Annotated in this window: 20 protein-coding genes and 1 tRNA gene; 10 read left to right on the top strand and 11 right to left on the bottom strand. The window is 41.2% G+C overall.

Annotation, left to right across the window (positions count from 1 at the left end):
* Positions 1-129: 129 nt before the first annotated feature.
* From GYM62_RS15470 to GYM62_RS15485, 4 genes are all read right to left on the bottom strand, one after another.
* Entirely contained in the window at positions 130-663 is a 534-nt protein-coding gene (locus GYM62_RS15470; protein WP_091652422.1) for a DUF4252 domain-containing protein, read from the bottom strand.
* A gap of 6 nt (positions 664-669) precedes the next feature.
* On the bottom strand, positions 670-1089 hold the full coding sequence (locus GYM62_RS15475) for a hypothetical protein (protein ID WP_219957067.1): 420 nt from the start codon (positions 1087-1089) through the stop codon (positions 670-672).
* On the bottom strand, positions 1086-1544 hold the full coding sequence (locus tag GYM62_RS15480; RefSeq protein ID WP_255590397.1) for an RNA polymerase sigma factor: 459 nt from the start codon (positions 1542-1544) through the stop codon (positions 1086-1088). The genes GYM62_RS15475 and GYM62_RS15480 overlap by 4 nt, the downstream gene beginning before the upstream one ends.
* Positions 1545-1857: 313 nt before the next feature.
* Positions 1858-1933: transfer RNA gene (locus GYM62_RS15485), tRNA-Phe, on the bottom strand.
* Positions 1934-2036: 103 nt separating this feature from the next.
* Here GYM62_RS15485 and GYM62_RS15490 point away from each other — a divergent pair.
* The 4 genes from GYM62_RS15490 to GYM62_RS15505 all read left to right on the top strand — a co-directional run bounded on the left by GYM62_RS15490 (position 2037) and on the right by GYM62_RS15505 (position 6738).
* Complete coding sequence (locus tag GYM62_RS15490; RefSeq protein ID WP_091652414.1) at positions 2037-3371, top strand: 4Fe-4S dicluster domain-containing protein; 1335 nt, start codon at positions 2037-2039, stop codon at positions 3369-3371.
* A 43-nt stretch (positions 3372-3414) separates the two neighbouring features.
* Entirely contained in the window at positions 3415-4206 is a 792-nt protein-coding gene (locus GYM62_RS15495) for a (Fe-S)-binding protein (protein WP_219957069.1), read from the top strand.
* 74 nt (positions 4207-4280) lie between these two features.
* A complete protein-coding gene (locus tag GYM62_RS15500; RefSeq protein WP_219957070.1) occupies positions 4281-4769 on the top strand; it encodes a hypothetical protein in 489 nt (162 codons plus the stop codon).
* Between the two features lie 37 nt (positions 4770-4806).
* On the top strand, positions 4807-6738 hold the full coding sequence (locus GYM62_RS15505) for an OmpA family protein (RefSeq protein WP_219957071.1): 1932 nt from the start codon (positions 4807-4809) through the stop codon (positions 6736-6738).
* Positions 6739-7013: 275 nt separating this feature from the next.
* Here GYM62_RS15505 and GYM62_RS15510 read toward each other — a convergent pair whose 3' ends face one another.
* The 7 genes from GYM62_RS15510 to yihA form a co-directional block, all read right to left on the bottom strand.
* Entirely contained in the window at positions 7014-7400 is a 387-nt protein-coding gene (locus GYM62_RS15510; RefSeq protein WP_219957072.1) for an integrase core domain-containing protein, read from the bottom strand.
* A 37-nt stretch (positions 7401-7437) separates the two neighbouring features.
* The gene (locus GYM62_RS15515; protein WP_219957073.1) at positions 7438-7860 is read right to left on the bottom strand and encodes a hypothetical protein; all 423 of its coding nucleotides are present in this window, start codon (positions 7858-7860) and stop codon (positions 7438-7440) included.
* A complete protein-coding gene (locus GYM62_RS15520) occupies positions 7811-8344 on the bottom strand; it encodes a hypothetical protein (RefSeq protein ID WP_219957074.1) in 534 nt (177 codons plus the stop codon). The genes GYM62_RS15515 and GYM62_RS15520 overlap by 50 nt, the downstream gene beginning before the upstream one ends.
* Before the next feature lie 310 nt (positions 8345-8654).
* On the bottom strand, positions 8655-9050 hold the full coding sequence (locus GYM62_RS15525) for an endonuclease domain-containing protein (protein WP_219957075.1): 396 nt from the start codon (positions 9048-9050) through the stop codon (positions 8655-8657).
* Between the two features lie 147 nt (positions 9051-9197).
* Positions 9198-9497: a hypothetical protein gene (locus tag GYM62_RS15530; RefSeq protein ID WP_219957076.1), complete on the bottom strand. Its 300-nt coding sequence runs from the start codon at positions 9495-9497 to the stop codon at positions 9198-9200.
* 39 nt (positions 9498-9536) lie between these two features.
* Positions 9537-9965 (bottom strand): DUF5606 domain-containing protein, encoded by a 429-nt coding sequence (locus GYM62_RS15535; RefSeq protein ID WP_219957077.1) that lies wholly within the window; start codon positions 9963-9965, stop codon positions 9537-9539.
* 38 nt (positions 9966-10003) lie between these two features.
* Positions 10004-10615, bottom strand: a complete 612-nt coding sequence (gene yihA, locus GYM62_RS15540; protein WP_091652395.1) for a ribosome biogenesis GTP-binding protein YihA/YsxC — start codon at positions 10613-10615, stop codon at positions 10004-10006.
* 124 nt (positions 10616-10739) lie between these two features.
* Here yihA and ubiE point away from each other — a divergent pair, with 124 nt between their 5' ends.
* The 6 genes from ubiE to GYM62_RS15570 all read left to right on the top strand — a co-directional run bounded on the left by ubiE (position 10740) and on the right by GYM62_RS15570 (position 17451).
* Positions 10740-11462 carry a bifunctional demethylmenaquinone methyltransferase/2-methoxy-6-polyprenyl-1,4-benzoquinol methylase UbiE gene (gene ubiE, locus GYM62_RS15545; protein WP_091652392.1) on the top strand — a complete coding sequence of 241 codons (723 nt, stop codon included), beginning with the start codon at positions 10740-10742 and terminating at the stop codon, positions 11460-11462.
* The gene (locus GYM62_RS15550; RefSeq protein WP_219957078.1) at positions 11411-12214 is read left to right on the top strand and encodes a porin family protein; all 804 of its coding nucleotides are present in this window, start codon (positions 11411-11413) and stop codon (positions 12212-12214) included. Before ubiE ends, GYM62_RS15550 begins: the two co-directional genes overlap by 52 nt.
* Before the next feature lie 59 nt (positions 12215-12273).
* Positions 12274-13032, top strand: coding sequence for an SDR family NAD(P)-dependent oxidoreductase (locus GYM62_RS15555; RefSeq protein ID WP_219957079.1), 759 nt, complete (start codon positions 12274-12276; stop codon positions 13030-13032).
* Entirely contained in the window at positions 13029-13772 is a 744-nt protein-coding gene (locus GYM62_RS15560; protein WP_255590398.1) for a M15 family metallopeptidase, read from the top strand. Before GYM62_RS15555 ends, GYM62_RS15560 begins: the two co-directional genes overlap by 4 nt.
* 91 nt (positions 13773-13863) lie before the next feature.
* A complete protein-coding gene (locus tag GYM62_RS15565) occupies positions 13864-14904 on the top strand; it encodes a quinone-dependent dihydroorotate dehydrogenase (protein WP_219957080.1) in 1041 nt (346 codons plus the stop codon).
* A 54-nt stretch (positions 14905-14958) separates the two neighbouring features.
* On the top strand, positions 14959-17451 hold the full coding sequence (locus GYM62_RS15570; RefSeq protein ID WP_219957081.1) for a DNA translocase FtsK: 2493 nt from the start codon (positions 14959-14961) through the stop codon (positions 17449-17451).
* Positions 17452-17479: the final 28 nt, after the last annotated feature.

Here is a 17479-nt window from a genome sequence, read left to right on the forward strand (position 1 = left end):
TGGCAGAAAGATTAAGGAATAATTGTATTTCAAAATCCCCCTACCCTCCTTTTAAAAGGGGAATTGCTTAAGCATCCCAACCAAATCCCTCTTCTATTTAAGCCTGCTGAAAATTGCGGTTAATCCTCATTACTTTTTTCCTTTCGGTCCTTTTCCGTACTGATCCATGCCGGGGAGATTAGTTTTATCAGCCAACATATTCAGATCTTCATAAGTGAAGCTTCCCAGCAAGGAAATCATAGAAAATTCCTTCCCCTCTCCTGAAATCATCAAGAGCTCCCGGATCAAACCTCCTTCTTCCCGTATCATAAATTTCAGACTGGAACCCTTTTCCTGTACATCCATCAGCTCTTCATACTTATTCCTGGTCAATGTGCCCATCGCTTCCTTGTAGTAAGATTTTCCGTCTACTTCATCCGAAGAAAGAATTCTGATACCCTTGATTTTTTGAAGCAGTATACCTAGCTCCTTGGAGTCTTTTTCAGCTGCATTGCTTTTCAAAAACCCTCCGGCCATCTGCATCATTTTAGGAGATATATAAACTCGGCTGAACCGATCATCATCCATATATTTTGCGAAAAACCGCTGAATCGCATCTTCCTGAGCCTGCACCTTAAATACAAAGCACATGAGAAGAAAAGGAATGAGTAGTAGCTTTTTCATAATTTATTATTCTTCTGTTTTAAATAAATCTTCCGGCGCGGACAAATACTTTAAATCATTCATTTTTGACATTTTCTCCTGACCCTTGGATAAATTCTGCTGAATCAAAGAGAGTGCCGCCACCACTTCCCGATAAGCCTGCTCCTCCTGCTGTCTTTCGTAAACTCTCCAGCCTACATAAGATCCCAGCAGAATTGCGACAGATGCCGCCCAATTCAACCAGGCCAGGCTTCTCACCCTAACCCTTTTTGGAATTTTCACCCGGACAGGTTCCTCTTGCTTCATTTCATCCAGAAGCCCAAATAGCTGCTTTTCAGACTCAAAACCTTGGACTCTACTCAATAGGAGTTTGAGTTCTGCTTCTTCTTCCACACTGCTCGAAGCTTCCCAATATTTATCCAGAAGCTCTTTGATTCGCTCGTTCATTTGATTGATGCCTGTTTGGTTAATTGTTCCCGAATACTCTTCCTGGCTCGATGTAAGTTCACTTTGACTTGCTCTATGGAAATTTCCAGATATTCGGCGATTTCATCATAGCTCAAACCTTCCACTTCTCTCAGCTGGAAAACTTCCTGCTGCTTGGTCGTCAGATTTTTCATCAGGGAGAAAATCTTCGGGACTCGTTGGTCAATTTCCTCCTCTTCACTTTCTTGGAAAATCAATTCCGCCTCATCCTCTAAAGCATTGAGCTTAGCTGATTTTCTGAAATGCATCAAAGCCTCATTTTTCAAGCTCTTCACCAGCCAGCCTTTGAGATTGGGATGATTTGCCAATTCGTTTTGCCTTAGAAAAGAACGCTCGAAAACATTTTGTAGAAGGTCCTCTGCCAAGGATTTGTCCTTTACCCAAAGGAAAACCAAGCGGTATAACGCGCTTTTCATAGGCCAGATATGTCCTTCAAAAAATGAATTCATTCAGGTAGATGATGCAGATGGATTCCGAATGTTACACTTTTTTGAAAAAAATTTGGAAACAATCCGAAAAATCAGGAAACCCGAATCATTATTAACAGTTTCCTTTTCAGTTCGTTATGCTATGGTAAAGCGCCGAAAAGATTTTAGATTTATTTTAAATTATTTCAAAAAATAGTATGCATGCAGACTATTTCTTACTTTGCATTAATGAAATTGTCAAAAAAAGAGAGCGGAATAAGATCCAAAAGGGCAAAAAAAATCCCGACCACATGGGCCGGGATGGTGGTGATGAGTGGACTCGAACCACCGACTCACGGATTTTCAGTCCGATGCTCTACCAACTGAGCTACATCACCGTTCTGTAAAGTGATGCAAAGGTAGGTATTTGACTTTTCGATACAAATCATTTGAAAAAAAAATTATTCAAGTAAACCCAAACAAAACGCTAATCTCATCAATATGAGCTTTTTACCTCAAATCGCTTTTTTGGTCATTTTAGGAGTAGCAGGCTTCATTTTAGCCAAAAGGATCAAATTTCTGAAAAGAAACATCCTTTTGGGGAAGGCCGAAACCCGAAATGATCAAACCGACACTCGCTGGAAGACCATGCTTTTGGTAGCTTTTGGACAACAGAAAATGTTCAAACGTCTGATTCCCGCTTTCCTCCACCTATTAATTTATGTGGGATTCATTGTCATCAATTTGGAAGTGCTGGAATTTGTTCTGGACGGAATCCTTGGAACTCACCGACTCTTTGCACCGGCATTAGGCTCTGTCTATACAGTTGCCATGAATATCTTTGAATTCCTCGCCGTTGCAGTCTTGATCTCTTGCGTGGCTTTTCTTTGGAGAAGAAATGTCAGCAAAGTGCCCCGCTTCAACAAGCCCGAAATGAAGGGTTGGCCGAGCTTGGACGCCAATTTGATTTTGGTTATTGAGATTGTACTGATGTGTGCCATTCTCACCATGAATGCTACCGATCAAATTCTAGCCAATCGTGGAGATGAGCATTATACCATTTTAGGCACCCTGTTTTTCAGCAGTTTGATCCAGCCAATTTTTGAAGGCATGTCCACTGGTAGCTTGGTTGTGATTGAGCGCTTCGCATGGTGGTTCCACATTGCCGGAATTCTTGCATTCGCCATTTATGTCACCTATTCCAAGCACCTCCACATTTTCCTTGCCTTCCCAAATACTTGGTATTCCAATTTGAAGCCAAAAGGAGAGATGCCCAATATGCCAGAGGTGACCAATGAAGTCAATATGATGTTGGGAATCCCTTCGGAAACACCAGCAGATCCTCCTGCCGAAATTGGGAGATTTGGAGCCAAGGATGTCAATGATTTGACTTGGGTGAATGTATTAAATGCCTATTCCTGTACGGAGTGTGGTAGGTGTACAGCAGAGTGTCCTGCCAACCTAACTGGCAAAAAACTATCCCCGAGAAAAATCATGATGGATGTGCGTGATCGTGCAGAAGAAGTAGGTAAAAGCATAGACGCCGGCGGACCAGGTCTCGAGGATGGAAAATCCTTGCTGGGGGATTATATCACCAAAGAAGAGCTCAATGCCTGTACCTCCTGCAATGCCTGTGTGGAAGCCTGTCCTGTCAATATAGACCCGCTTTCCATTATTCTCCAGATGAGAAGGTATGTAGCCATGGAAGAATCAGGCACACCTGCCCAATGGAACGCGATGTTTCAAAATATGGAAACCAGCTTTTCACCTTGGAAATTCAGCCCTCAGGATAGATTCAACTGGGCTGATTCAGTCAAAGAAGAACAAGTCAAGTAATTCAGGTCTTGCTTCTCAACTCTAAAATCTAAAAGTCTAAAAAATGTCTACATATCAAGTACCAACCATGGCCGAAATGGTCGGCAAAGGAGAAAGTCCAGAAATACTTTTTTGGGTAGGCTGCGCTGGATCATTTGATGATCGCTACAAAGCAGTGACTCAGGCTTTCGTCAAAATATTAAATAAAGTAGGTGTTTCTTTCGCGGTATTAGGTCCGGAAGAAGCCTGTACTGGAGACCCTGCACGTAGAGCAGGAAATGAGTTTTTATTTCAAATGCAGGCCGTGGCCAATATTCAGGTAATGAATGGCTATGAGGTGAAAAAGGTGGTCACCGCATGCCCGCATTGTTTTAATACCATCAAAAACGAATATCCGGCTTTGGGCGGAAAGTATGAGGTAATCCACCATTCTCAATTCCTCCAGCAACTGATCAATGAGGGAAAAGTAGTCCTTCAGGGAGGGGGAGAATTCAAAGGCAAAAAAATCACCTTTCATGACTCTTGCTATTTGGGAAGAGCCAATAATGTATACGAAGCTCCAAGAGAAGTCATCAAGGCGCTGGACGTGGAATTGGTGGAGATGAAGCGTTGCCGTACCAAAGGTCTATGTTGCGGTGCAGGTGGAGCTCAGATGTTCAAGGAACCAGAACCAGGCAAAAAAGATATCAATATTGAACGCACTGAAGAAGCGTTGGCCACCGGTGCCAATGCCATTGCAGTAGGATGTCCGTTTTGCCTAACCATGATGACCGATGGTGTCAAAAACAAAGAGAAGGAAAATGAAGTCAAAGTTTATGATTTGGCTGAGATGATCGCCAAGGATATGGGAATTTGATTGATTGATTGAATCAATTTGACCCTTTTTGCCGTTAGGTAGAAAGGGTTTTTCTTTACCTAAAATTTCGAAACATGTACGTGCCATTTGATACCCTACCGGAGAATAGCAGAGTATGGCTTTATCAGTCAGAAAGAAAATTTTCTTCGGAAGAAATAAAGTTGATTCAATCCCGTCTAAGCCATTTTTGCGAAAGTTGGAATGCGCACGGGAATCCGCTCCCCACTTCTTTTGAAATTCTGGATGATCAAATTCTGGTCTTGGCAGTGGATGAATCTGCTGCTGGCGCTTCAGGATGTTCCATTGACAGTTCGGTGAGAACTTTAAGAGAGCTGGAACAGCAATTACGGGTGGATTTGACAAATAGCGGAAAAGTCAGCTTCAAGTCAGAAGATGGAGCCATAGAGGTTGCTCATGCGCTAAGTATAAAAAATAAAGTATTGGAGGGGGCAATTACCAAGGATACACCGGTGATCAACCCAGTTCTCCAATCAAAGAAAGACCTGGAAAATATCTGGATTTCTGCAGGGAAAAGTTGGTTAAACAAATATTTTCCAAATTAATTAGTAATATTCAGCATAGAGCAGCAAAGCAAGACCCATGAAACAACGATTTTTTGGCACCTTCCTTCTAGTTTTGACCCTTTTGGGGGCCTGTAAAAGCCTTCAGGAGAAAGGAACAGAGCAATATCTTTCTGGCCAATATCAATATGCAATCGGAACTTTTTCTCAGATTTTGGAAGAAGATCCGGATAATTTAGAGGCCAATGAGATAGTTGCCGAAAGCTATCGTCTTTCTAACCGAATTGAAAATTCTGCTCCTTATTACCAAAAACTAGTAGAAGAAGATCCTTCATTTAATCGCTATTTTTTCTTGGGGCAAAGTCTCAAAGCACAACAGAAAACAGAGGAAGCCAAAGAGGCTTTTGAAAATGCTAAAGCCTACACACAAGATGAAGCTCTTTTGGCAAGGGTTCAGCGAGAATTGGAAGCCATCAAATTAGCAGAAGGGATTGCAAATTATTGGCCTTATCATGAATTGGTCAATTACAGAGAACTGAATACTCCGGGACCGGATTATGCACCTATTGTCAGTGAAAACTTTTTATACTTTACCAGCGCGCGCCAAGCTTCAGGTATTTATCCGGCCACAGGGATGCCTTACACCAAGTTATTCCGAACCAGAGCCGAAGATTTGAGAGTGGATGTCAGCGGTATACGAACACTCCCCGAATTTCAAAATGAAGAGGGTTTGAATCAAGCTGCCATCGCGATCAGCCCGGATGGTAATACCATTATTTATGCAAGGGGGAACTCTACTTCTCCGAAAGACTTGCCTGAAACTGCATTATTTGCCTCTTATTTTAGAGGAGGAGGTTTTACACAGCCTATTTGGATGCCTGTCAATGAAGATGAGTTTTGGTGGAACTCAACTCCAGCTTTCAGTCCCGATGGCAATACCCTTTATTTTGCATCCAATCGCCCCGGAGGTTTTGGCGGCATTGATTTATACAAGGCAACCAAATTAGCCAATGGAGACTTTGGCAATGCAGTCAATCTAGGTCCGAATATCAATACCCCTGGAAATGAGCTTTTCCCAAGAATGGCTCCTGATGGGAAGTTTTTCTTTGCTTCAGATGGCCATCCCGGCTATGGAAAATTAGATCTTTTCGTGGCTGAAAACGACGAAAATGGAAAGCAAGTCATCAAGAATTTGGGAGAAAACATCAACAGTCCAGCGGATGATTTCGGAATCTTTTTTACGAATTACCCAAAAGAGGGCTTTCTTTCCTCTAATCGCGAAGGTGGAATCGGAGATGATGATATTTATTATTTTGTCGACAAAACGCCTAAGCCAAAAATTGTCAACGTTCTATTGAATGTAACTACTCAGGAAAGAGTAGCCGGACAGGCAAATCAGGTCTTGCCTCAAGCAAGGGTGGTTTTGTATGATGGCAACAACAAGCAAATAGGTGGTGATTTCTCCAATACCAATGGAAGAGTTAGATTCACCTTGACCCCAGAAGCAGATTATACCATCATCGCTTCGAAAAATGGGTACTTCTCAAAATCCATCCCATACACGACCAAAGGAAAAACGCCGGATCCATCCACCTTGGTGCAGGATGTCACCAACGTGACCTTGGATACCACTTTGGTTTTGGATCAACTGATTTTGGATAAATCCATCATCTTGGAAAATATCTACTATGATCTGGATAAAGCAGATATCCGAGCAGATGCCGCAAAAGAACTCGATAAGTTAGTGCAGATCCTGAAGGATAATCCTAGCATCAGGATAGAGTTAAGTTCCCATACCGATGATAGAGCTTCGGACTCTTACAACTTGAATCTTTCACAAAGAAGAGCCCAGTCAGCGGTGGATTACATCGTTTCTCAGGGTATTTCAAGAGATAGGTTGGTTGCAAAAGGATACGGAGAAACTCAGCTCATCATCCCGAATGCTCAAACCGAAGAAGAACATCAGGTCAATAGACGTACCGAGTTCAAGGTAATCGAGATTAAGGAGTAGAGGTTTTTTCGTGAAAGGAATAGGTGTTTGTTATATTAAAAAACACTTTTACTTCGAACGAAAAGTGAATACCCATTTCAAATAGGGTAAATGAGATTCTATTATTTCCCTGACCAATTAATAATCTTTAGATCTGAGACTGTCAATTTCACCTAATGCCAATTCCCCCTTTACAAAGGGGGTAAGGGGGATTTGTAAACACTGACTCGTCCTAAAAAAGGTTTACAGGTTATCGTTTAAATCCTGATACTGATTGACTGTTTTTGTTAGTCCGTTTATTGGTTTACAAGTGTACGGTTTTTGGGATAATAGTTTTTCCACAATCGATCTGTTTTTTGATTGGTTTGATGGATTTCCTCAGGAGTTTTGTTTCCTATACTCATGTGAGGTCGTTCTTGGTTGTAGAGGTTGACAACTTGGGAAAGCAACTCATTTGCTTCTTGAATGGAATTTACTTCGTAACAATCCAGGTATTCTCCTTTAACAATTCCATTGATTCGTTCAGCCAATGCATTTTCTAACGGATCACCGTTTTCGGTCATACTGATCGCTATACTATTGTCCTGTAATAACTTGACATACTCTTTACAGCAATATTGAATTCCTCTGTCTGAATGATGGATCAGGCCTTCTACTGGTTGTTTTAACCGATCCAAAGCCATTTGAAGGGCATGGATTGACGATTCAGCTTCCAGCGATTCACAGATGGTAGCCTACGATTTTATGTGAGAACACATCTGTTACAAAACTGATGTAAAGAAACTTATCCTTAAACCTCCAATATGTAATGTCGCTAACCCATAACTGATTGATTCCATCAGCAACAAACTCACGGATCAGATTTGGATATTTTCGAAGCCAATGACTTGAATAGGTTGTAGTTACCCGTCTGTTTCGGCGGCGAATTAACAACTGATTTGCTGCCAAAAGATCAAACAGCGCATCTCTACCCATCTTGATCTGATGATCGAACATGAAGGCTTCCAGCTTCACCATGAGCTTGCGGCAACCCATTTTTTTATGGAATTTTCTGATTCGTAACACCTCCTTGATCACAAGCTCCTGTTCAAAGCTAGTTTCTTCCTTCTGCCAATAATGCTGATAATAGGCCTGTCTGGTCATACCAAATAATAAACATAAACGACTCAGAGCCTGTCGCTGATGCCTTTCCTTTAAGGTGGAGATTACTTGGTGTCGGACTTTTTTTTCTGATCGGAATTTTCAGTTCCTTTTCTGCAATTTCGATCATGAGCTCATAGCCTTCGGCTTTCAGCTGGGCATTCTCAAGCTGACGCTCCAGCTCTTTGATGCGTTTTTGAAGGTCTCTTGGTTCTTGCGGGTTGTCTTTGGTTGCCAAAACAGGTTGTTCTTGTCTGATAAAACCTAAAGATAAATGTCTTTTTATTGGATTTTCAATTCTATCACAATAACCTAACATTCGCATCCATTTAAGCATTTTTCCATGTTCTGTAGATTGACCGGTATACTTCTTCCAAATCTCAACTTTAGAGTAATTCCCTGAAAGATACTCTTTGATCATTTCTTCCCGCTCAGCCCAACTCAGAGATCCTATGCGTCTTGTTTTTTTTTCTTTTGGTCGTTTCATAGTAGTTTACTTTGTGTAAACTCAATTCAGGACAAGTCACACATTCAGTCTATCTGAGGATTTACATTTAAATCTGTAAGCTTTTTGAGGGCTAGTCAATTAAAAAATGAATTAAACTCACAGAAAAATCCCCCTAGCCCCCTTTTTTATAAATCTACTTCCCAAAGCTGTACACAGTTCCAAAGGGGGAATTGTAAGGTGCATCACCAAAGACCAATTTTCAAAATTTTACCTCAGCCTTCTTTCCTAACTATAAGCAAATCCCCCTTTACAAAGGGGGCAAGGGGGATTTTAATAGTTTAAAAACGTCTCAAAAACTTGTTCGTTCCCATCCATTTTTATCCTCCCAATCGTCTATATAGGCATTAATTTCCTCCAAAACAGAAGGCATGGATCTCTTGATTTCCACATCAGAAAATCTCAAAAAATTGAGCTCTAAACTCTCTAAAATTTTTTGTCTTTTTTGGTCAGAAATAACTGACTCTTCGTCAAAATGAGAATCTCCATCAATTTCAATTACGAGATTTAACTTTTTACAGTAAAAATCGACAATGAATTTTGATAAAGGTTTTTGCCTATTGAAACTATAACCTCGAAACCGAGAAGCTCGAAGTTGCTTCCACAAAAGAACCTCAGATAAAGTTGAGTGTGACCTCAATTCTCGTGAGAATTCCTTAAGTGATTTAGAATAGGGAATAAATCGCATTAAGGTTGAAAATCATTTTTCAACTAATTTAATAAATTAAAATAAGCATTAAATCCCCCTAACCCCCTTTTTTATCCCTTTTCTTCCCAAAATGGTGCACGTTTCCAAAGGGGGAATTGCAACGTATATCACCAAAGGCAGGAATATTCAAGAATACCTCCTCCGGATCTCTACTTTCTGCTTTTGTCGGGTCCAAAGGGCATGGGCTAAATCTGAAGCCAGGTAATCAGGATCGGATTCGTTAAGGATTTTTTTAAGCTTTTCCTCTCCTAAATCTATTCTGTAACAAACCTGTAAAAGTCGCTCAAAGTCCCTGTTTAGCATTTCCTGAACTGCCTTGCTGATGATTTTTAAATATTCCTCTTCGCTCATGGAGGCTGCCTGATCAGAAAGATTCAACTCCTTCTGAATCAATTCAAAGCTTTCAGAATTGATAGTTTGATCCATATACACATCAAAAAAGCCCCGCAATTGCGAGGCTGACTATTAGGATTCTTTTTCTTCTTTTTTATCCTCTGTATCTTCCAATACCTCAGGAGCATTGGTTCGGATAATTTTATACCAAGAAATCAATTTCTTGATATCGGAAGTATAAACTCTAGACTCATCTACATCAGGTAGAATATGCTTCATAAATGCTCTCAATTCAGCATCATCAGGATTGGCATCCAAACCCAAATCACCCTGAAATTCAGCTTCGATTTTTTTCATCACGGACTCCAAAGGCTCCGCTCCCTCTTCCGTAAGGGTATAAATTGAAATATCGCTAAGAATTGAGACTCTTTGAGCCATTCCCGCTACCATTTTCCCTTTTTTCTCATCCATGCTTTCCAAGATCACTCCTGATCTTGAAGGCTTCAACACTTTGTAAAGTCCCGGTTTACCGGATACGGTGGCTATATCTTTAAAATTCATAGGTTGTATTTTTCAGCTTGCAAATATAGAACTTGGGTCTAAATGACCTCACGGCTTTCGTATTCTTTCACGAGATCTAAGATAAATTCCTCCAAATCATCCTTTCCCTGTCCAGTTTCGGAACTGGTAATCAGGTAATCCGGAATTTCTTCGAAAATCTCATTCATTTTTTTGAGGAACTTCTGAATATTTTGATGGGTCTTACTTTTGGACTGCTTGTCAGCTTTCGTAAAAACGATTGCTGCAGGAACCCCATTGGTTCCACACCATAGCAAAAAGTCCAAATCGATTTTTTGAGGTTCTAACCTACTATCGATCAAAACAAAAACTCCACAGAGGTTTTCTCTTTTAGTGAGGTAGGTTGTGATCATATTTTCCCAACCTTCTTTCACCTTTACATTCACTTTGGCAAATCCATAACCCGGCAAATCCACTAAATACCAGCGATCATCGATTTTAAAATGATTAATCAACTGGGTTTTTCCAGGCTTCTGAGAAGTCTTGGCCAGCTCCTTCTTTCCGGTTAGCATATTGATCAGGGAGCTTTTCCCCACATTGGATCTCCCGATAAAAGCTACTTCAGCCCGATCAGGCTTTGGACAGTTGGAAGGATTATTATTGGAAACTACAAATTCTGCTTTTTGGATCATGACTCTTGTGTTCGCTGCAAAAATAAGGCTTTATTATTTAGCAAATGAATTCCATTCAAACTCAACAATTTTCAATTCCTCGGGTTTCTTGAGTAATATTGTGTCCCATTAGAATGATTTTGTGATGTCTGTCGTCCCTTACAAAGATAAAGAAGACCCGAAAAAAGCCCAGGTGGCTGAAATGTTCAATAATATCAGTCCAAAATATGACCTGCTCAATCATGTGCTTAGTCTTGGAATTGATATTATCTGGAGAAAGAAAGCAATCAAGATGCTCAAAAAAGATCAGCCAAAACTGATCTTGGACATTGCTACCGGTACCGGAGATTTTGCGATTGAAGCTTTGGCCTTGAATCCGGATAAAATCATCGGGGTAGATATTTCTGAGGGCATGCTTTCCGAAGGCCGAAAGAAAATGAAGAAACGTGGCTTCGAAGATAAGATCGAAATGCAGCTCGGCGATTCTGAAGGATTGCTCTTTGAGGATAATAAGTTTGATGCTGTCATCGTTTCATTTGGAGTTAGAAACTTCGAAAACCTGGAAAAGGGTTTGGCAGATATGTATAGGGTATTGAAGCCTGGAGGGAAAACAGTGATTTTGGAATTTAGCAAGCCGAGAGCATTTCCAATGAAGCAGGCATATTCCTTTTATTCCAATACTGTGCTTCCTCAAATAGGAAAGATTGTATCCAAGGACAATTCTGCTTATACTTATCTTCCTGAATCAGTACAGGCATTTCCAGATGGACAGGATTTTCTGGCGGTATTGAAAAAAGTTGGATTTCACAGCACTGTATGCAAACCACTTACTTTTGGAATAAGCTCGATTTACGTAGGGGAAAAGTAATTTTCCTGCTTTTTCTTGCTGTTCTATTTTCTTCTGAAAAACTGTCTGCCCAAGGACTGTTTGGAATGACCAGTACTTCCGGTTCGGATGATAAGCTGGTTTCCTATGGTTTCTTTCTGGCAGGTCACAACAGCACCTACCGTTTAGAGTATAGTAATGCGTTTTTAAATGCTGCAAACCCAGCTGCCGGAGATGTAAGGGCCATCTTCCCAAGATATAATCCCGGTTTTTCGTTGGGTTTCATCGGAATGCTACGATTTCATGATCAGGTTCAATTGCTGTTTACCCCCAAAGTAGGTTTTTACGAGTTTAAGACTGAAGTTCATTTCTTTCCAGACAACTTCCCAGGGAATACCACACCTTCTCCTGATGAACCTGTCAATTCCACTTTTGACATTCAGACTTATACTTCAGAAGCTACGATGGTGGAATTGCCTCTTTTGATGAAATACAAATCGGTTAGATTCAATAATACCAGAATGTATTTTCTGGGAGGTGGTAGCTATCAATTCAGAACCAAGTCTCAGGAAGAAGCAAATTTAGAGGATCTGGTTACTACTGGACAGGACTTCACTATTGAGATGGGAATGGGATTCGAGATTTATTTCAAATTTTTCAAATTTGCTCCTGAAATCCGCTTTTCTCATGGCTTGAATAATTTGTATCAAGCCGAAAACACCAATCCGGACATAAGAGATGCACTCACCTCCGTCCGAAGAAAAACAATCACTTTGTATCTGAATTTCCAGTAAATTCTTCCCATTATCAGGTTTGAATTTTTGTTTTTTTCCAATTCCCCTAACTTGGGAATATGGAAAGAAAAATCGCATTGATCACAGGAGCTACTTCTGGAATTGGGAAAGCCTGTGCTCTTATTTTGGCAAAAAACGGCTATCATATCATCGCCACAGGCAGAAGAGCTGAAAGATTGGATGAACTCAAAAAAGAAGTCCCTTCAGGAATAGAGGTTTTGCCCTTGGTTTTTGATGTAAGAGATAAAGAAGCTGTATTTGGATTGATTGAGAATCTACCGGAAAACTGGAAAAATATAGAAATCCTGGTTAACAACGCTGGAAATGCGCATGGCTTAGATCCTATCCAGTCAGGAAGTCTGGAAGACTGGGATGCGATGATGGACATCAATGTGAAAGGTCTCCTATATGTTTCCAAAGCGGTGATTCCAGGCATGTGTGAAAGAAAATCAGGAACTATCATCAATATCGGTTCCATCGCCGGAAAAGAAGTCTATCCCAATGGAAATGTGTACTGCGGCTCAAAACATGCTGTAGATGCTATCACCAAAGGCATGAGAATGGATTTAAATCCCTTTGGCATCAAAGTAATAGGTATTCACCCAGGCTTGGTGGAAACGGAGTTTTCTGTGGTGAGATTCAAAGGCGATGAAAATCGGGCAGAGAAAGTTTATCAGGGATTTGAACCCTTAGTTGCTCAGGATATTGCCGAAATCGTAGAGTTCTGTGTAAACAGACCTTCTCATGTAGTTTTAGCGGATATTGTAGTATTGCCCACAGCTCAGGCATCCTCCACCCTAGTCAACAAAAAACTTTGAAAAAATTCATCTACATAGGACTGATAAGCATGGCGGCCTGCTCAGCGCCCAAAAGTGATCAGGAAGTCTTTTCTGAAAGTCAAAGGCAAGAAGCTGAGGCAATCACGGCCCCTACCCTATATGCCGTTTCGGAACTGGAACAAAGGCTCATTGATCAAGGATTAGTGGACTTGAAGGAATATATCCCCGGGATCAGAGTAGAATTGAAGTATTCCACTACTGATAATTTTTTTGGGCAGGATGTCTACGGAGAGTTGGATAGAGCCTACCTACAGCCTGAGGTGGCGGATCAATTGAAAAAGGCCCAAGAGCTTCTCCAAGCAGAAAATCCAGATTATACGCTATTGGTTTATGATGGAGTCAGACCCCTCTCGGTTCAACAGATTTTATGGGATAATTTGGATAAGCCGGATAGTATTAAACCGCTTTATGTGGCAGATCCTAAAGTTGGCAGTCTGCACAATTTTGGAGTAGCAGTAGATTTGACCATTTATGATACCAAAGCTGATTCGGCTTTGGATATGGGCACAGGCTATGATTTCTTTGGCTATCCTGCCTATCCTGATCGGGAAAAACAAATGCTGGCAGAAAGAAAAATCACTCCGCAGCAAGTTGCCAATCGGGAGTTATTGCGAAAGGTGATGTTTGCTGCAGGATTTAAGGGAATTGGTTCTGAATGGTGGCACTTCAATGCCTATACCCGAAAAGAAGCAGGGGAAAAATTTGAAATCATTCAGTAAATCCAGCACTTCACTCCTGCTGAATTCCTGATTAGCTTCCCCATTTTCTGAATGGGAATATTACCTTTGCAAAAGTTCAAAATCCTGCTCCGTGTACAAATCTCTACTAAAGCCGCTACTCTTCCTGAAGAAACCGGAAGCTGCACACCATCTCACATTTGACCTCACCAAGCTGACTTTTAATCTTCCGGTAGTTCAATCCGCTTTGAAAGCTAATTTCAGATTGGATGATCCTTTGTTGGAAAGGGAGGTATTTGGATTGAAGTTCAAAAATCCCGTAGGATTGGCAGCCGGATTTGATAAAGATGCCAAGCTGATTGATGAGATGGCCATGTTGGGTTTTGGTTTTATTGAGATTGGAACATTGACCCCAAAGCCTCAGGAAGGAAATCCTCAACCCCGATTGTTTCGGCTTCCTCAGGATGAAGCACTTATCAATAGAATGGGCTTTAATAACGGCGGGGTACTGGAAGCTGTGGAGCGATTGAAAAAAAGAAAATCCGATGTCATCGTCGGTGGGAATATTGGCAAAAACAAGGTAACTCCTAATGAAAACGCAGTGGATGATTACTTGTATTGCCTCGAAGCATTGCATCCCTATGTGGATTATTTTGTGGTTAATGTCAGTTCACCCAACACTCCAAACCTTCGGGATTTACAGGAAAAAGAGCCCTTAAAAGCTTTGCTTTCGGCAGTCAAATCTGCGAATGATAAAAAAGAAAAGCCAAAGCCCATCCTTCTCAAAATAGCCCCGGATCTGACAGATGGACAATTGGACGACATCATAGAAATTGTGCTGGAAACAGAAATAGACGGAGTTATCGCCACCAATACCACCATCGATCGTAGTGCTTTGAAGACGGACAAGAATCAGGTAGAAGCAATAGGCGCAGGAGGAGTAAGTGGAAAAGTTCTGAAAAACAGAAGTACCGAAGTAATCCGATACCTTAATCAGAAATCCATCGGCGCATTTCCTATCATTGGAGTTGGAGGAATTTATTCCGCAGAAGATGCAATTGAAAAATTACAGGCCGGAGCCAGCTTAGTTCAAGTCTACTCAGGCATGATTTATGAGGGACCTAGCCTGATTAAACGTATCAAAAAAGGATTATTGGCTTATTTTTCGAGGTAATTTGCCAAACTTCCTTAGGAAGCCTTATCTTAAAATCGGATTTGAATCTAATACATGGCCACCAATTCACCCAGGACCAATACTTTTCGAAAAAAAGGAGAAAACGCAAAAAAAGCAGCCTCTACTAAAAGTAAAGGACCCAAAATCTCTTTGGGAGGCTTCAAAAACTCCAAGTTTGTCTTAACCTTAGGCATCATCCTGATGTCTGCAGGTATATTTTTGTTTATAGCTTTCATCAGTTACCTGCTCAATGGACCTGCAGACCAAAGTGTGGTCATGAACAATGATTCTGAGGCCATCAGGGAATCTGCCAGAGAATCTCAAAACTGGTTAGGATTTTTAGGAGCTCAGGCAGGCCATTGGATGATTTACAGATGGTTTGGCGTCGCTGCATTTCTTTTCCCTCCCTTTCTATTCATTTTGGGTTTTAGATGGACTTTTAAGCTTTCCATTATCTCATTGACCCGCTATACCAGCTTTGCTTTATTCTTTACTTTCTGGTTGGGCTTATTGACCGGATATATCGTGATTTTAGTGCAGGGATACTCTTATTGGAGTTTCTTGTCTGGAGGTTTTGGTTACGAATTGGCCAAGCTTTCCTCCGATTTCTTGGGATGGGGTACTTTTATTCTAATTGGCGGAGCACTGCTGATTTTCGTGATATTCTTTTTTGATATTGATAAACTGGATTGGTTTAGCCTCAAAAATACCGGAGATGATATTCCATATGAGGAGGATGAATCCGAAGACTCTGATGATTTGGCTATCAAGCCGAGTTCGAAAAATGAAGATCCATTTGCTCTGGATGATGAGGAAGAAATCGAAGATGATGGGTCAAGCTGGACTGTCAAAGGAAATGAAGGACCTATTGAGCTTTCCACCGAAAAAACTGAAGAAGAGGATGACCTTTTCAATGTACCTCAGGTAAACCTGCTGGACGAAATCAAGGAAAAGAAATCAGAAGTGGTGGCGGAGGAGAAGCAGTTTTCTGTTACCAAGCCTGTACATGAGGAAAAGACTGCGGAAGAAGTAGAAAACCTAGACCCCTACGATCCGACCCTGGATCTGCCGAGATACAAATACCCAACCTTGGATTTGTTGAATGAATATGATCTTCAAAAAGTAACCGTTACCCGGCAGGAACTGGAAGAGAATAAAAACAAAATCGTAGAGACCTTAGAGAACTTCAAAATAGGGATTCAGGAAATCAAGGCTACGATAGGTCCTACTGTAACGCTGTATGAAATTGTACCGGAACCAGGGGTTAAAATTTCAAAGATCAAAAACTTGGAAGATGATATTGCCCTTAGTTTAGCTGCCCTAGGTATTCGTATTATCGCCCCAATACCAGGAAAAGGAACGATTGGTATAGAAGTTCCAAACAAAAACCGCGAATTAGTACCGGCAAGAGCTGTTTTGGGCACCGAGAAATTCATGCGCTCAGACAAAGATCTGCCTATTGCCTTGGGAAAAACCATCTCCAATGAGGTATTCGTCGTGGATTTGGCCAAAATGCCTCACCTATTGATGGCAGGTGCTACGGGACAAGGTAAGTCTGTGGGTCTGAATATGATTTTGGCTTCCTTGATTTACAAAAAGCACCCATCTCAGCTGAAGTTTGTATTGGTAGATCCCAAAAAAGTGGAATTAACCCTTTTTAATAAAATAGAAAGGCACTTTTTAGCCAAGCTTCCAGGATCGGAAGAGGCGATCATCACAGACACCAAAAAAGTAATTTATACACTGAATTCACTCTGTATTGAAATGGATAATCGCTACAATCTTTTGAAAGATGCCGGAGCGAGAAATCTCAAAGAATACAATGCGAAATTCATAGCAAGGAAGCTGAATCCTGAGAAAGGACATCGATTCATGCCTTATATCGTATTGGTTATCGATGAATTGGCCGACCTGATGATGACTGCCGGTAAAGAAATCGAAGGACCAATTGCTCGATTGGCACAATTAGCCAGAGCGATCGGAATACATTTGGTGGTAGCCACTCAGAGACCATCTGTTAATGTGATCACAGGTATAATCAAAGCCAACTTCCCGGCCAGACTTTCTTTCCGGGTGACTTCTAAAATTGACTCGCGTACCATTTTGGATGCAGGTGGAGCTGACCAGCTTATTGGTATGGGAGATATGCTGCTTTCGCAAGGATCTGAAATGATTCGGTTGCAATGCGCTTTCCTGGATACTCCTGAAGTAGATGCGATTTGCGACTGGATCGGAGAGCAAAAAGGCTATTCAGATGCCTATCTCTTGCCTGAATTTGAGGGAGAGGAAAGTGAAAGTGGAGTAGGCGAAGTAGATTTATCAGACAGAGACCCACTTTTTGACGATGCTGCTCGATTGATTGTCATGCATCAACAGGGAAGTACCTCCCTGATTCAGAGAAAACTCAAATTGGGATACAACCGTGCAGGTAGAATTGTAGATCAATTGGAGGCAGCTGGAGTGGTTGGGCCTTTTGAAGGATCCAAAGCCCGAGAAGTACTGATCCAAGATGAAGCTAGTTTGGAACAGTTATTGAATAGCTTGTAAGTACCGATTTAGTTTCCATCGGTATTAT

The organism is Algoriphagus sp. NBT04N3 (assembly GCF_019443765.1).
Lineage (GTDB): Bacteria > Bacteroidota > Bacteroidia > Cytophagales > Cyclobacteriaceae > Algoriphagus > Algoriphagus ornithinivorans.

Excerpts from the sequence above, each read along its gene's own strand:
- GYM62_RS15510 (WP_219957072.1), bottom strand. The coding sequence starts at position 7,400 with ATGGCTTTGGATCGGTTAAAACAACCAGTAGAAGGCCTGATCCATCAT.
- GYM62_RS15495 (WP_219957069.1), top strand. The coding sequence starts at position 3,415 with ATGTCTACATATCAAGTACCAACCATGGCCGAAATGGTCGGCAAAGGA.
- GYM62_RS15550 (WP_219957078.1), top strand. The coding sequence starts at position 11,411 with ATGCAAACCACTTACTTTTGGAATAAGCTCGATTTACGTAGGGGAAAA.
- GYM62_RS15470 (WP_091652422.1), bottom strand. The coding sequence starts at position 663 with ATGAAAAAGCTACTACTCATTCCTTTTCTTCTCATGTGCTTTGTATTT.
- GYM62_RS15490 (WP_091652414.1), top strand. The coding sequence starts at position 2,037 with ATGAGCTTTTTACCTCAAATCGCTTTTTTGGTCATTTTAGGAGTAGCA.
- ubiE (WP_091652392.1), top strand. The coding sequence starts at position 10,740 with ATGTCTGTCGTCCCTTACAAAGATAAAGAAGACCCGAAAAAAGCCCAG.
- GYM62_RS15515 (WP_219957073.1), bottom strand. The coding sequence starts at position 7,860 with ATGACCAGACAGGCCTATTATCAGCATTATTGGCAGAAGGAAGAAACT.
- yihA (WP_091652395.1), bottom strand. The coding sequence starts at position 10,615 with ATGATCCAAAAAGCAGAATTTGTAGTTTCCAATAATAATCCTTCCAAC.
- GYM62_RS15520 (WP_219957074.1), bottom strand. The coding sequence starts at position 8,344 with ATGAAACGACCAAAAGAAAAAAAAACAAGACGCATAGGATCTCTGAGT.
- GYM62_RS15535 (WP_219957077.1), bottom strand. The coding sequence starts at position 9,965 with ATGAATTTTAAAGATATAGCCACCGTATCCGGTAAACCGGGACTTTAC.
- GYM62_RS15475 (WP_219957067.1), bottom strand. The coding sequence starts at position 1,089 with ATGAACGAGCGAATCAAAGAGCTTCTGGATAAATATTGGGAAGCTTCG.
- GYM62_RS15530 (WP_219957076.1), bottom strand. The coding sequence starts at position 9,497 with ATGGATCAAACTATCAATTCTGAAAGCTTTGAATTGATTCAGAAGGAG.
- GYM62_RS15505 (WP_219957071.1), top strand. The coding sequence starts at position 4,807 with ATGAAACAACGATTTTTTGGCACCTTCCTTCTAGTTTTGACCCTTTTG.
- GYM62_RS15570 (WP_219957081.1), top strand. The coding sequence starts at position 14,959 with ATGGCCACCAATTCACCCAGGACCAATACTTTTCGAAAAAAAGGAGAA.
- GYM62_RS15480 (WP_255590397.1), bottom strand. The coding sequence starts at position 1,544 with ATGAAAAGCGCGTTATACCGCTTGGTTTTCCTTTGGGTAAAGGACAAA.
- GYM62_RS15555 (WP_219957079.1), top strand. The coding sequence starts at position 12,274 with ATGGAAAGAAAAATCGCATTGATCACAGGAGCTACTTCTGGAATTGGG.
- GYM62_RS15500 (WP_219957070.1), top strand. The coding sequence starts at position 4,281 with ATGTACGTGCCATTTGATACCCTACCGGAGAATAGCAGAGTATGGCTT.
- GYM62_RS15525 (WP_219957075.1), bottom strand. The coding sequence starts at position 9,050 with ATGCGATTTATTCCCTATTCTAAATCACTTAAGGAATTCTCACGAGAA.